The sequence below is a fragment of the Ruminococcus flavefaciens genome, from assembly GCF_900108555.1.
Lineage (GTDB): Bacteria > Bacillota > Clostridia > Oscillospirales > Ruminococcaceae > Ruminococcus > Ruminococcus flavefaciens_P.
Genome location: NZ_FNWV01000001.1, coordinates 654,878 through 669,302, shown reverse-complemented (window position 1 = coordinate 669,302; position 14,425 = coordinate 654,878). Strand labels below are relative to the sequence as shown.

The following is a 14,425-nucleotide window of genomic DNA, read 5'->3' as shown; positions in this document are numbered from 1 at the left end:
ATCACTCTCCCATGCCGAGATAGTCATAGAGACCATTTAAGAATGCAAAGAAGTCATCGTATACTTCCTCTTCTTCAATTTTACCTTCCTCTTTATTATAAATTGAAATGGTTTCTGAATCCTTTTTTATCAATACAGGATCACCATTCGGTGTTCCGCCAATCACAACATAACTGTCATCAGGTCTAGTCTGATTGTTGACATCAATAAGGGGCTTATGCGCAACACCATAGAACTGAACACCAGCGGGTAAAAAGCATTCACCACCGTCAGAGAATAGCAACCACTCTCTGAATTTAGAAGGAAAAGAAAGACTGTTATTCTTTTCGAAGTCAGAGATTTGCTCTTCAGTAGCCGCCTCGAAAAAGTCCATTTCACTCTCAGTTTGCTGAGCTTGGTTTTCAAGCGTATTAATAATAGATTTAAACTCTTCTGAAACCATACATATCACTCCTTCGCATTAATGCTTATTGTTACATACCGAAGGACAACTGTCCTAATAACATTATAACGCATTTAGCCAATTATTACAATACCAAAACAACAAAAATACGCTCTATCAAATTGAAAGAATGTATTCATGCATCTACGCTTCATATCGTCATCAATTCCCTAAAACTTCAACTCATTGCCGCCCTTCACGGGCGGTTTTCCTTTTGTTCTATGCTCATATAACTCAGTTGGGATAGCGTTTTGGTTATCTAGCCGAAAATATGTTCGTATTCATTGTGGAGGATGATGAAGTTTTTAGAAAATGTTTTCAGACTATTGACAGAACATTTGTTTCGTGATAGAATTGTTGATACAAACAGAAGATATCATTTTATGGGAGGCGTAGATATGGGACGAGTGTACTTATGTATTGATCTGAAATCGTTCTATGCTTCTGTTGAATGCGTTGCCAGAGGCTACGCATCAAATTCAGTTAATGGCTGATACAAGCCATACAAAAATTATCCCCGTGCGGATATGACTTAAAAAGAGACCTCACAGCCGAAATCATCTGTGAGGTCTCTTTTTTATTCCTTTACTTTTCCTGCTTTTAGTCTTGTTAAGTAATCTTTTGTCTCGGAGGATATTACTCCCGAGAGCAGGATTATCGCTACAACATTAGGTATTGCCATAAGACCGTTGAATATGTCCGCCAGATTCCAGACTGCTTCAACAGCAAGGTAAGGACCTATGAAAACAGCGGCGATGTACACCCAGCGATATATTCCTGTTATCTTTTTGTTAGCGCCTGTCAGATAAGAAAGGCATCGCTCCGAATAATAGTTCCAGCCGAGTATGGTGGTAAACGCAAACACTGCAAGACAGGACATGAGTATGAACGAGGATATTCTCTCGCTGAACGGCAGCCCGTAGTCAAATGCATCCATAGTTATCATAACGCCTTTAAGTTCAGAGGTATTGTGGCTTCCTGACATGATTATGGCGAGACCGGTCATTGTACAGACAATGATAGTGTCGATGAATGTGCCTGTCATAGTAACAAGACCTTGACGTACAGGCTCGTTGGTTTTGGCGGCAGCGGCTGCAATAGGTGCAGATCCGAGGCCTGCTTCGTTTGAGAAGATACCTCTTGCAACACCACTTTTCATAGCGTACATCATTACAGTTCCAGCCGCACCGCCTGCGGCAGCTTTAAGGCTGAATGCGCCTTTGATGATAGATGATAATGCCGTGGGTATCTCTGTTATATGGCAGAAAATAATAGTAAGACAGCAGCCTGCATATGCTACTATCATAACAGGCACGACAACCTCAGAGACCGTTGCGATACGCTTTATACCTCCGATTACGATAAGCGCGGTAAGCAGCGTTATGAGAGCACCTGCGATAACTGTAGTCCATGTGTATTCCATGCCGAGTATAGTCACTGTATGGCTCTGCTCCGGGTCAAAGAAGGTATTTGCCGCAGAGGTTATGCCGTTTATCTGAGTTATAGTACCTATACCCATGATACCTGCAAGAAGTCCGAAAAGTGCGAAGGTCTTGCCCAGCCATTTCCACTTCTTTCCGAGACCGTTCTCTATGTAGTAGAAAGGTCCGCCGAGGATATTGCCGTTTTCGTCCCTGACGCGGTACTTTACTGCGAGAAGTCCCTCAGCGTATTTAGTGGCCATACCAAGAAAGGCAGCAAGCTCCATCCAGAACAGAGCGCCTGCTCCGCCTGCCGCGATAGCCGTGGCGACGCCGACGATATTGCCTGTTCCAACTGTAGCCGAAAGGGCTGTACAAAGGGCTGCAAAGCTGGATACCTCGCCGCTTCCGCCTTCTTCGTTCCTGACCATGTATTTGAGTGCCTTGCCAAGCTTGCGCACCTGCAGGAATCCCAGTCTCACAGACAGTATCACGCCGCATGCCATAATGAGAATAATAAGGGGAAGTCCCCATACATAGCTGTCGATCTGACTGATTATATCGTTGATCTTATCCATTGACACATCTCCTGTCTTAAACTTCGTTAAAATTATATCATACTTTTGCGTGAAAGTCAACAGGATAAATGTACAGACTTGGATTTTGTCCGTAGTATTTCCATAGTCTGACAGATATTCATTTTTCCATTTATTCTGAACATAGCCCATATCTGTCTTATGAACGCCTGCGTGTGCGAGTTTATCTTTTTCACCCGATGTGATATATTTTGACTCGATATCTGCACCTGAACGATTCTGATAGAAATAATTGAGCACATTGGTCAGCATATTATGTTCGCTGTCACTGTAAATATCAGTACCTAAATTACGATAAAAATGACATAAATGTTGAATACGAATATGCAATTCCTGAAAACCATTACTCAAAAACGAAGATAAAAGTAGAATGGTAGTAAAAACCATAGCTTCGCATTATATCTCCTTCAACAATCGCACGGTAAATGAAAGTACTGCTCTTACCACTTTTTTCACGCAAACTATTTTTCTGAAGCTCAAAATCTTCACAGCCGAAACTGTGTGCAAAATGGTATGAATGATAATATTAGATAATGTGAAGGTAATGTGAAAATCCGGGAATTCTTACTGCAAAACCGTTTCCGTTATATTTCCGTTATTGCAATAAAATTAGATATGTATTTGATACAAATCATGGAATAGCTGCTGTTTGAAAATGGCTAAATATCAGGGATTGCTGATTATAAGCAACATAATGAAATTAAATCATTCTATTCTGGCAGTGTGGGGGTCAGGGGTTCAAGTCCCCTATGCTCCACTTAAAAAGAAAACGGACATTTCTTCAGCACGAGGAAACGTCCGCTTTCTTTATGAACACACTAAAAGGTGCAAAAATAAAAAAGAGAATAAGTAACAAAAAAGCGATCTGCACAATTTGCGCAGATCGCTTTATGTTTTGCTATTACTTCTGTCTGTTTGACAGGAATAACGTCACATTTGATCGGAGCTTTTTAGTCTAATGAACTGATCTTATTTAAAAGATAAAGCTGGATCTTGAGAGCGTCCTGATTTGTTAGACCGCCACCGTCTACATCTGCATACTTAAATCCGTTTTCAGTAATATGTGATGGATCTGTACCGTTTACGCCATATTTATTCGGATTTGCAAGTGCCTGCATGATAAGTACGATATCTGACATATCTACATCCCAGTCGCCGTTGGCATCGCCCTTAACGTCTGATAAAGTTATATCCTTTGTAACAGTAGTCCAATTATCAGGCTCGCCGTATATCTCTGTGATAATGTTATCTACAGCTTCTGTGATAAATACAAATGACCATTTTTCGTCCTTATTCGGAACGTAGCTGAATGAAACATCGCCTTCCTTGTCAGATGTTTTCTGATCGATGAATCCAACATTGTCTTTTGCAAGGAGCTTTGCGGCTGTGCTGCCTACAGTTTCTATACTCTTGACTGCGATCATTATGCATTTTATTTCAGGAGTGATTTTATTTGTTATTACAGCAGTGACCTGTGTTGTAGTTGTTGTAACAGGTGCAGTTGTAGTGGTTGTTGTAGTAGTTGGATTTTGTAATGCTATGAAATGCAGTTCAATTTTCTTGCTAACACCGTCGACAGTTTCAGTGAGATTATTTGAGTTAATTTCTTCAACGTATTTTTGAGCTGTTGAATTTTTATAACCATAGACTACAGTGCCATTAGTAAACATTGATCGTCTGCGTTCTAATTCTCCTGATAAATCAGTACCAATTTTACAATTAGAATTTAGAATAGTTATCTTCTGTAAGTTATTTGTACCACGGTAGTAATTGCCAAAAGCATCATAATTTATTTCTGATACATTCTCGGGAATAGTTACGTCTTCTATTTTCGTTGATTTGAACACTCCTGCTTCAATAGTTTTAATGCCCTTAGGTATATTTATTGAAGTAAGCCCTGAATTTTCAAATGCATATTCTTCAATCTGAGTTACGCTGTCAGGTATATTAACTTTCCTTAAATTAGCACAACCTTCAAATGCCATTTCTCCAATTGATTGTAAATTATGTGGAAGATTGAGAACAGATAATTTTGATTCCTCAAACGCGTAATCTCCGATTTTTATTAAATTTGAAGGTAATTTTAAATGTGATAAATTCAAAAAGCTAAATGCTCTATTGCCTATCTCTGTTACTGTATAAGGCAAAGTCAGTGAACCAAATGTCGTTCCATCAAATGCAAAATCACCAATTTTTTCGAGATTCTTAGGCAAATGAATATTTTCAATATTACACTCTCTAAATTCACCATAACTGATTTCTTTGACAGTATCTGCCAAAATAACATTCTTCAAATTTTTACATCCGCTAAAAACTTCGGGACCATAAGCGCATTTATCAGTTGTATTGATTTCAATTGTTTCAAGCTTATTGCAATAAGCAAAAGCAATGTTTCCTATTGATTTTAATGAATCGGGAAGTATGATACTTTTAATAGAAGTTTGATCAAAAGCCCCAAAACCAATCTCTTCAAGCCCTGGATTTAATATTACTTTTGTCAGATTTTTACATTTATAAAATGCATCAGTATAGATTCTTTTTAAACTAAATGGACAATCAAAGGATTTGATTCCTGAATTTTTAAAAGCTTCAGAGTAAATATATACGATATCTGGCGCATTAACTTTTTCTAATTTATAACAGTTTTTAAAAGCACTATCGCCTATAGTTTTATAACCATGAATATCTGCTTCGATCAAAGTTGGATTATTTTCAAAAAACGAGTCTGGGAAAGTATCATCATTTTCATATTGAGCTAAAGCTGCATCATATCCGCCGTATACTTCAAAATATTTTACAGGATATTTTCCTATTTTTCCTCTAACATGAGCACCGGGCCAAATTGACAGTTTCTCAAGATGGTCAATATTATAATCTTTCAATTTTTCAATTAGTCTATCCATAGAACACCAGCCGGAACCACTAACTATACAGTCGCCTGTCTCACTAACTGTAAATTTAACATCATAATATTCGTATTCTTCTTTGCCATCTTTGCCCTGAATTATTCTTTTAACAGCACCGCAGTTTTCGTCAGAAGGCAATCCCATATGTAATGTATCAGTATTATCTTCAGTAATATAAATATTTAATGTAGCTGCTCCATTAAACTGTGGATTCCATTGTTTACTTGTATAGACTTTTCCAATTTGGTTTTCTTTCTTTTGAGCTACTATAGCTGTGCTGTCATCAAGAAGATCGGAGTCTTTTACCCATATCGCAGCTTTTCCGTCTTTATCAGTCACAACTCTAAAGCCACCGTCGTCGCTGCAAGGCTTTAAACTTCCGCCTAACTCAATAAATATTTTAGCATTGTCGGAAGGTATGAACATAGGTTTTGTACTGTCAAAAGCACTTTCGGGATCATGTTCATACACATTAAGGAGAACTTTATGACTCAAATTCTCGCAAGGACCTTTGTACAATACACCATCTGAAATATGCCATGAAAAAGGCTCGATGTCGTTTTCTTTTTCCGCTTCAATTCTGCGGTCATCATTTAATAATTCTATTCCACAGATAGTCAAATGGAAAGTTAATCTGAAAAAGGTTGAGCCTGTTATCGAAAAACAATTCACACAATTATGCCGTGTATAATCATTGTTCATATCATCTGTGCCTGCTATAGCAAATTTCACGCCTACTTCAGGTTCAACGCCAAAATGCAAAACTAACGATGATATAAAATTGATTCCTATATCCAATCCTACCGATACTTCGATTTCAGCAGAACCTTCAAAAGATGTTTCAAGTCCACGAGGCTCACATTTTATCTCGTAATCTTCAATTTCCATATCATACGTGTTTGAAAACACAAAGTTTGCTTTTCCTTCTATTGTTACATGGACCTGAGGAGTTATTGAAAATGAAATAGGGAATATACTAACTTCTATGTTGCCTATTTTTTTGGTTACACTTGCCTCTTCATGGAAGCCTGCCTCAATGTATTCTCTGTATGTACCTCTCAAAGAAGAAGTATCATTTGAGTAATATACTTCCATATCCATTTCAAAACCAACTTCTATAAATCCACCAGCTGAAATACTTCCCTCTGTGTTCCCTTTTTCTTTATCTATGGACAGAGCTCCGAAATCGAAAACAACTTTTTTGCTTATTTTCGGCATACTACTTGAAACAGTAGGCGCAGGTTTGCGCATAACACCATTTTCCGCTGTCTGTGGATGAAAGTTTTCTTTATCAGAATCATCAAGATCAAGAATTTCAGGTTCTTCAAATTGATCTTCATCAGTTTTATCGTATGTTACTTTCAAATCGCCTTTATAATTTGAACTGTCAAATCTTACAAGACTTATAATATCTTCCATCTTTGCTGACTTTTTGGTAATGATCGCATCAGAACCATTTATTTCTATACTATCTACTATGAAAAGTAATGGATTCTTCGAAGTATATATCAAAACTGTCTGACCTTCAGAAAGACCTTTTATCTTGTCGATATTTTCAAAAGAGAATCTGCTTTCATCGATCTGTTCCTTAAATACATCTTTTTCACCGTCAGCATTGATTATTTCATACTCATCTTTTGTAACAAGAAAATTATTGTTATCATTTTCGTTAAAACGAAGTACTTTTTTATCATCAAATTGATCAGCTGTTTTAGAGATAATATCCTGAACAGCTTTTGTACACTTGTCATAAGTGCAGGTTTCTGTTAGTGGTTCACAGAATTTGCTTACCATGAATGCCTTGATAAGATAATATTCAGGAAGCCCTTCAGGTTTTTCTGCAATTACCTGCGTTTTTTTTTCGGCAGGAGCGTCAACGTTCAATGAGGTATAAAGCTGTGTACCTTCATCGTTGAAAAAGCCAATAAAAATTGTACTGTCATTTTTGGCTGTGTAGTCAACGATAAGATTTTCCATATTAGCATCATATTCTATTTTATAAATGGAATAATCGCTGTTATGAGCCTCGGTTTGTTCGTTTGATATTTCCTTAAACTGATCTGACATCAAGTCTCCCAAAATACCGCCGGTATTGATATCCGTATCAGAATCGTTTGATGCATCTGCAGCATCTGCTTGTGTTTCTGCGTGTACCGGGACAAAACTCAATGACAAAGACGTCATTGCAGTTGTCGCTGCTACAAGCAGAGAAATAAGTTTTTTTGTTATCATGTTTTTACCTCCTATATCATGATATTAGTATTATACTAAGGAAAAGAAAGTCTGTCAAGTATTTTGTGTATAAGAAGTAAATATTTATTTAAAATAAAGCAAATTTAAAAACTAATTAACATGAATAATGATAAAAAACTGTATAAGTATCTGTTATTATATAATATAAATATAAAAGAAATTTTGCAAGGTAAATAGAAAATTTGAAGCATATAAAAGAAAACGGACGTTTCTTCAGCACGAGGAAACGTCCGCTTTCTTTATGAACACACTAAAAGGAGAGAAAAAACATATATTGAACAATGCTCTGAGAATATTTTTGAGCAATATATAAGCCGATTTATTTGAATTACATATATATAATCGTTTCAACGAGGGGAAAATGTACTAATTAAGAAAAAAATCGTGAAAAATAACAATAAAGCGCATATTTTTATGTGCTGTTTTAATATATGAACCACAATACAAGGTGCAAAAAGCTCCTCCGAGATATCGGAGGAGCTTAGCTTATTTTTTCATATAAGCAACTATCGGTTCAATATACTTCGGATTTGAAAAATCATGAGATTCCGAAATAGCTTCGATCATTGCTTTTTCATCCTCATCCTTTGTTTTCTTGCTTTTAAGCATAGCTGCAAAGGTTTTCATAAGCATTTTTGAGCCGAGAGACATTTTATCATAATCAAGTCCGCCCTGGCAGTAAAAAGCCCTTGCGTACTTTTTCTGATCGTCGGTCAGTGCTTTTTCAAGAAGCTTGTCAACGCCCGAATAAAACGCAGGGCTTGCGCCAACTCCGAAAATAGCTAATTTCTTTTCTTTCCAGCTCTCTATTCTGCTTGTGAACCATTCGGCGCGGTTTATCTTTTCGACAGATACCCAGCCGCCGTAGATGATAGCATCATAGTCTTTGAAATAAGAGTCTTCTTTTTTTATGGCTTTTTTTATTGACAGTATCTCTGCCCTGAGTTCATCGGCTATCCATTCTGCATATCTTTGTGTGAATCCTGTCTGTGATGAATAAATTATCAGTGTTTTCATATAAACTCCTTTTCGGAAACTCAAAAGAAGTCTCAGATAGCTGCAAAAGCCTGTTTGAGGTCATCGAGGATATCCTCGACATTTTCAAGACCTACGGAAAGTCTGATAAGACCGCCGTTTATGCCGCAGGCAACAAGCTGTTCATCTGTGAGCTGACGATGAGTAGCACTTGCAGGGTGAAGTACACAGGTGCGGATATCAGCAACGTGAACTTCATTGGAAGCAAGCTTCAGGGAGTCCATAAACTTAACTGCGGTATTTCTGCCGCCCTTGATAACGAATGAGATAACGCCGCTTGTACCGTCGGGGAGGTACTTCTGAGCAAGGTCATAGTACTTATTGCTCTTGAGAGCAGGGTAGTTTACAGACTCTACCTTGTCATTGCTCTCAAGGAACTGAGCAACTGTAAGAGCGTTCTCGCAATACTGTTTCATACGGATAGGAAGTGTCTCAAGACCGAGGTTGAGGTAGAAAGCGGACTGAGCTGACGGATAGCAGCCGAAGTCTCTCATGAGCTGCATTCTTGCTTTTATAATGTATGCAGCCTTGCCGTAAGCCTTTGTATAGATAGTACCGTGGTAGCTCTCATCAGGCTCTGTGAACTCTGGGAATTTGCCGTTTGTCCAGTCGAAGTTGCCTGAATCAACGATAACGCCGCCGCCCTGTACAGCATGACCGTCCATATACTTTGTAGTTGAGTGAACGATGATATCAGCACCGTGCTCGAAAGGTCTGCAAAGGATCGGAGTAGGGAAGGTGTTATCGATAATGAGAGGAACGTTGTTCTCGTGAGCTATCTTTGCGAATTTCTCTATATCGAATACTGCAAGAGCAGGATTTGCAAGAGTTTCACCGAATACAGCCTTTGTATTTGGCTTGAATGCGGCTCTTATCTCGTCCTCAGGAGCATCTGCGTCAACGAAAATGCACTCGATGCCAAGCTTTTTGAGTGTATATGCAAAGAGGTTTACAGTACCGCCGTAGATAGTAGCTGCTGAAATAAAGCTGTCGCCTGCCTTTAAGATGTTGAGCAGTGAAAGCAGAGATGCAGCCTGACCGCTTGATGTACACATTGCACCTACGCCGCCTTCAAGTGCGTTTATCTTTTCCTCGACAGCCATTACTGTAGGATTTTCAAAACGTGAATAGATAAGGCTCTTGGTAGGATCATCGAATACTGCTGCTACGTCATCTGTTGAGTCATAGACGTAAGTTGTGCTTTGAACTATCGGCACAACTCTCGGCTCGGTATTCTTTGGTGTGTAGCCTGCGTGCAGGCATTTGGTTTCGATCTTCATTGTAGGGATACCTCCTGAAATATAGTTATCGCACTTTCCTGTGTATGATCTTTTGTACGTTTGGTACGCAGAATTCAAGGACAGCACAATATTTGTCGATGATTGTTATTACGTATGTCTCTTTATAGCTTGGCTTTGGTCTTGTCAAAGGCCACATATGCTTTTCGATCATATCCTTTTCAAGCATGGTTATGTCGGTAAGCTCAGATGCATTTGAAGAAGCCTGCATGGAATGGTGCTTGCTGTGAGAAGCCTGCCATTTCTGCCTTGAAGAGTTGTACTCCTTGCGGTCATAGTAGAAAAGATCGTGAAGAAGTCCCGCTCTTGCGGCTGAACGTGCATTGAGCCTGAATTTCCTGCAAACTATATAGCTGTAATAGGATACGTTGACACAGTGCTGGAAACGTGTGGTCGAGACATGATGAGTTATATTTTTCAGCTTATTGAGCTGCTGACAGTCGATGATATCGCTGACACAGCTGTAATAGCTGTTATTGGTAAGATCTTTAGAGGAGCAGATCGCTTTAAGCATAGAATAAACGCCCCCTTTGGGAATTACATAAAAAGCAACAAGCTTCAATAAGTATTATACAATAAATATATCGAAAAATCAATAAGAAATGTAAAATAGCCTTATAAAAATATAATTGGATAAACCAATTATTGGCAAAAAAAGAGAAAAACTGCAAGCTTGTTGTGCAAAACATACAAATGGTGCGGCGATAATTCTACGATAAATCTAAAAACAGCCGAATTTATAAATTCACTGTAATAAAGTATTGCAAAATCTGTACGATAGTGCTATAATTTAAAATGAACTGCGGAATACGCAGAATTTATTAAAGGAGGTTTTTTAACAATGGCGTTAAAAAATCAGTATCTCATCGATTTATTAGAAACAGTTAAGAAAAGAAATCCAGGCGAGCCTGAGTTTATCCAGGCTGTTACAGAGGTTCTTGAGACTCTTCAGCCTGTTGCTGAAAAGAGACAGGACCTTATTGACGCAGGCGTTTTCGATAGAATCGTAGAGCCTGAGAGACAGATCATATTCCGTGTTCCTTGGGTTGACGACAACGGCAAGGTACAGGTTAACAGAGGTTTCAGAGTACAGTTCAACTCTGCTATCGGACCTTACAAGGGCGGTATCAGACTTCACCCATCAGTATATCTCGGAATCATCAAGTTCCTTGGTTTCGAGCAGGTATTCAAGAACAGCCTTACAACACTCCCTATGGGCGGCGGTAAGGGCGGTTCCGACTTCGACCCTAAGGGCAAGAGCGACGGAGAGATCATGCGTTTCTGCCAGAGCTTCATGACAGAGCTCTGCAAGCACATCGGCGCAGACTGCGACGTTCCTGCTGGTGATATCGGAACAGGCGCAAGAGAGATCGGCTTCATGTTCGGTCAGTACAAGAGGATCCGCAACGAGTTCGTTGGCGTTCTCACAGGTAAGGGCCTTACATACGGCGGTTCACTCGCAAGAAAAGAGGCTACAGGTTACGGTCTCTGCTACTTCACAAACGAAATGCTCCAGGCTAACGGCAAGAGCTTCAAGGGTCAGACAGTTGTTATCTCAGGTTCAGGTAACGTTGCTATCTATGCTACAGAGAAGGCTACACAGTACGGTGCTAAGGTAGTTACAGTTTCTGACTCTAACGGTTATATCTACGATCCAGACGGAATCGAGCTTGATCTTGTTAAGCAGATCAAGGAGGTTGAGCGCGGCAGAATCAAGGAGTACGCTTCAAGAACTTCACACAAGAATGCTGAGTATCACGAGGGCAGCGTTTGGACACTCAAGTGCAACGCTGGCGATATCAAGCTCGACATCGCTCTTCCATGCGCTACACAGAACGAGATCAACGCTGACGGTGCTAAGGCAATCGTTGCTAACGGCGGTTACGCTGTAGCTGAGGGTGCTAATATGCCTTCAACTCCAGAGGCTATCGAGACATACCTTTCAAACGGCGTTCTTTATGGTCCTGCTAAGGCAGCTAATGCCGGCGGTGTTGCTACATCTGGTCTTGAAATGAGCCAGAACAGCGAGAGACTCAGCTGGACATTTGAAGAAGTTGACGAGAAGCTCCACGGCATCATGAAGTCTATCTTCAAGGCTTGCGATGAGGCTGCTAAGGAGTACGGCATGGCTGGCAACTACATGGCTGGTGCTAACATTGCAGGCTTCCTCAAGGTTGCTGAGGCAATGAAGGCTCAGGGCTGCGTTTGATTTGAAAAATAACTGATAGTGACTCATCAGTAGAGCAGTAAAGAATAATTACCTCCCGTTGTGCTAACCGACGGGAGGTTTTTGATTTTAAAAATGCACAATTAACCGGTACATAAATTGTTAAAAACATAGAATTTCACTAAATATACAATATTTGTCATTGTTAAACTTGAAATATGTGCAAGATGTGGTATAATATATCTGTAGTAATATTATCAATCTATTAATAAATTAACATGAGGGGAGTATTATCCGATGAAAAAAACTATCATTACAATTGAACGACAGTACGGAAGCGGAGGTAGTATCATCGGTAAGCTTGCTGCTGATAAACTTGGTATCAATTGCTATAACCGACAGATACTGGAAATGACTGCTCAAAGATGCGGTATCGCCCCTGAATACCTTGAAAACGCTGAGGAAAATGTCCCGACAAGTTTTCTTTATTCGCTTCTTTTATCCGCTAATCCTGCAAGAACTATGGAGGAAAATCTTCCGCTTTCCGATAAGGTGTTCCTTATGGAGAGCCGTATCATCAATGAGATAGCCGAAAACGAGAAGAGCTTCGTGCTTGTTGGCAGATGCGGAAATTATATCCTTGAAGAAAAGGGCTGTTTCAGTGTTTATATTTATGCTGACTCAGAGTCTCGTATAAAACGTGCGATCGAGGAGTACGATGTCAGCGAGAATAAGGCTGAAAACATTATGAAAAAGGCAGATAAACGCCGCGAAACTTTCTATAACGTAAATACCGGAAAGACATGGCAGGACAAGGATCAGTATGAGCTTTGTCTGAACAGTGCGGTGCTCGGAGATGAGCTTTGTGCGGACATAATCGTGAAGGCTTATCAGGAGTACAATGCGCGTTTTGGAGAAGAATAATTTTTTAAGAATACTGTAAACAGGGAAGAAAAATGTACAGCCATGAGCTGTTAGCCATGAGCCGTTAGCCGAAGGAGACACATTGGCTAATAGCTAACTGAGTTACATGATAAGTATGAATGAAGATCATATTTTCCTAATTCGATCATTATTAGAATAATAAGCTCCTTTTGTGGGATAATACCCCGAAAGGAGCTGTTTTCATGTGTGTTGTTCTTATACGTTCGGTGATGCTGTATATTCTGGTAATTTTCGCCGTAAGGCTCATGGGAAAGCGTCAGCTCGGTGAGCTTCAGCCCTCGGAACTGGTCATCACTATCCTTGTCTCAAATATTGCAACGCTGCCTATCGAAGATGTGAATATCCCTGTAGTTGTGGGCGTAACTCCTATTCTCGCACTGGTCTGCTTTGAAGTCATAGTGTCGTGCTTCAGCCTTAAATTTCCAAAGCTTAGAAGGCTTATATCGGGCAGCCCTAAAATAGTGGTACGCGGCGGCTGTATCGAGCGAGATATACTCCGTGAGCTGAGGTTTTCCTCCGATGATCTGCTTATGGCACTTCGCGGCAAGGATATATTTGATCTGAGCGAGGTGCAGTACGCAATTGTAGAAACTACGGGAAGCATCTCCGTAATGAAAAAGCCTGCCGAGGATACTCCCACACGAACCGATATGAAGATCGCTGCGGAAAACTTAGATCCGCCTGTGCTGATAATATCCGACGGAAGATATATCCCACAGGCTATGGAGTCATTGAAACTTGCACGGAGTACAGTTGAAGCTGTACTGAAAAAGAACGGGCTGTCGATCGAAGATGTATTTATTATGACGGCTGATGACAGCGGAAACTGTTTCGTTGCGGATAAGCAGGGGAGTCTGCCGAAAAAGCTGAGGATAGGTGAGAATAATGACGAGAGTTAAGATAAGTGCGGCAATACTTCTTCTGCTTGTGGGGATAAGCGTTTTTTCGAGCATATGGGTAAATCGCAGCTGCGATGATATGCTAAGTGAAATTGATATTATTTATGATCTTGCTGAAAACGGCGATAATCACAAAGCGGCTGTTAATGCAAGGAAAATGAACGCGAATTGGGAGAGCTTCCGCGAAAAGGCTTCTGTATTGCTGAAATACGACAAGCTTGTGGAGATAGACCGCCTGTGCTCGCGGATAGTTCATCTTGCGGAGAACGAAGAGGACGAAATGACAGCGGAGCTTGCAGAGCTCCGTGATATGCTTGAAATGCTGAAAAGCGGCGAAACACCGCACTTTACAAGTGTATTCTGAGTTGAGAATTGAGAGTTTAAAGTTGAGAGTTGTTGTGTCGCCTGCGGCGACAGATCAAAAGATAAAACCCCCGAAAAACACTAAAAGGTTTCGGGGGTA

Annotated in this window: 10 protein-coding genes; 4 read left to right on the top strand and 6 right to left on the bottom strand. The window is 39.9% G+C overall.

Annotation, left to right across the window (positions count from 1 at the left end):
* Nucleotide 1 precedes the first annotated feature (1 nt).
* From BLW60_RS02835 to BLW60_RS02810, 6 genes are all read right to left on the bottom strand, one after another.
* A complete protein-coding gene (locus BLW60_RS02835) occupies nucleotides 2–442 on the bottom strand; it encodes an SMI1/KNR4 family protein (RefSeq protein WP_074714369.1) in 441 nt (146 codons plus the stop codon).
* Nucleotides 443–1,019: 577 nt separating this feature from the next.
* Nucleotides 1,020–2,441: an alanine/glycine:cation symporter family protein gene (locus BLW60_RS02830; RefSeq protein WP_081348103.1), complete on the bottom strand. Its 1,422-nt coding sequence runs from the start codon at nucleotides 2,439–2,441 to the stop codon at nucleotides 1,020–1,022.
* A 968-nt stretch (nucleotides 2,442–3,409) separates the two neighbouring features.
* Nucleotides 3,410–7,597, bottom strand: coding sequence for a leucine-rich repeat protein (locus BLW60_RS02825; protein ID WP_074714368.1), 4,188 nt, complete (start codon nucleotides 7,595–7,597; stop codon nucleotides 3,410–3,412).
* Nucleotides 7,598–8,104: 507 nt separating this feature from the next.
* Nucleotides 8,105–8,635, bottom strand: a complete 531-nt coding sequence (locus tag BLW60_RS02820) for a flavodoxin domain-containing protein (protein WP_074714367.1) — start codon at nucleotides 8,633–8,635, stop codon at nucleotides 8,105–8,107.
* A 32-nt stretch (nucleotides 8,636–8,667) separates the two neighbouring features.
* A complete protein-coding gene (locus BLW60_RS02815; RefSeq protein WP_028518325.1) occupies nucleotides 8,668–9,933 on the bottom strand; it encodes an O-acetylhomoserine aminocarboxypropyltransferase/cysteine synthase family protein in 1,266 nt (421 codons plus the stop codon).
* Nucleotides 9,934–9,958: 25 nt separating this feature from the next.
* On the bottom strand, nucleotides 9,959–10,465 hold the full coding sequence (locus BLW60_RS02810) for an HD domain-containing protein (RefSeq protein WP_074714366.1): 507 nt from the start codon (nucleotides 10,463–10,465) through the stop codon (nucleotides 9,959–9,961).
* Between the two features lie 327 nt (nucleotides 10,466–10,792).
* Between BLW60_RS02810 and gdhA the strand changes: the two genes are divergently transcribed.
* From gdhA to BLW60_RS02790, 4 genes are all read left to right on the top strand, one after another.
* Nucleotides 10,793–12,160 carry an NADP-specific glutamate dehydrogenase gene (gene gdhA / locus BLW60_RS02805; protein ID WP_074714365.1) on the top strand — a complete coding sequence of 456 codons (1,368 nt, stop codon included), beginning with the start codon at nucleotides 10,793–10,795 and terminating at the stop codon, nucleotides 12,158–12,160.
* A 255-nt stretch (nucleotides 12,161–12,415) separates the two neighbouring features.
* Nucleotides 12,416–13,042 carry a cytidylate kinase-like family protein gene (locus BLW60_RS02800; RefSeq protein ID WP_074714364.1) on the top strand — a complete coding sequence of 209 codons (627 nt, stop codon included), beginning with the start codon at nucleotides 12,416–12,418 and terminating at the stop codon, nucleotides 13,040–13,042.
* A gap of 203 nt (nucleotides 13,043–13,245) precedes the next feature.
* Complete coding sequence (locus tag BLW60_RS02795; protein ID WP_074714363.1) at nucleotides 13,246–13,962, top strand: DUF421 domain-containing protein; 717 nt, start codon at nucleotides 13,246–13,248, stop codon at nucleotides 13,960–13,962.
* Nucleotides 13,949–14,326 carry a DUF4363 family protein gene (locus BLW60_RS02790; RefSeq protein ID WP_074714362.1) on the top strand — a complete coding sequence of 126 codons (378 nt, stop codon included), beginning with the start codon at nucleotides 13,949–13,951 and terminating at the stop codon, nucleotides 14,324–14,326. Before BLW60_RS02795 ends, BLW60_RS02790 begins: the two co-directional genes overlap by 14 nt.
* Nucleotides 14,327–14,425 lie beyond the last annotated feature (99 nt).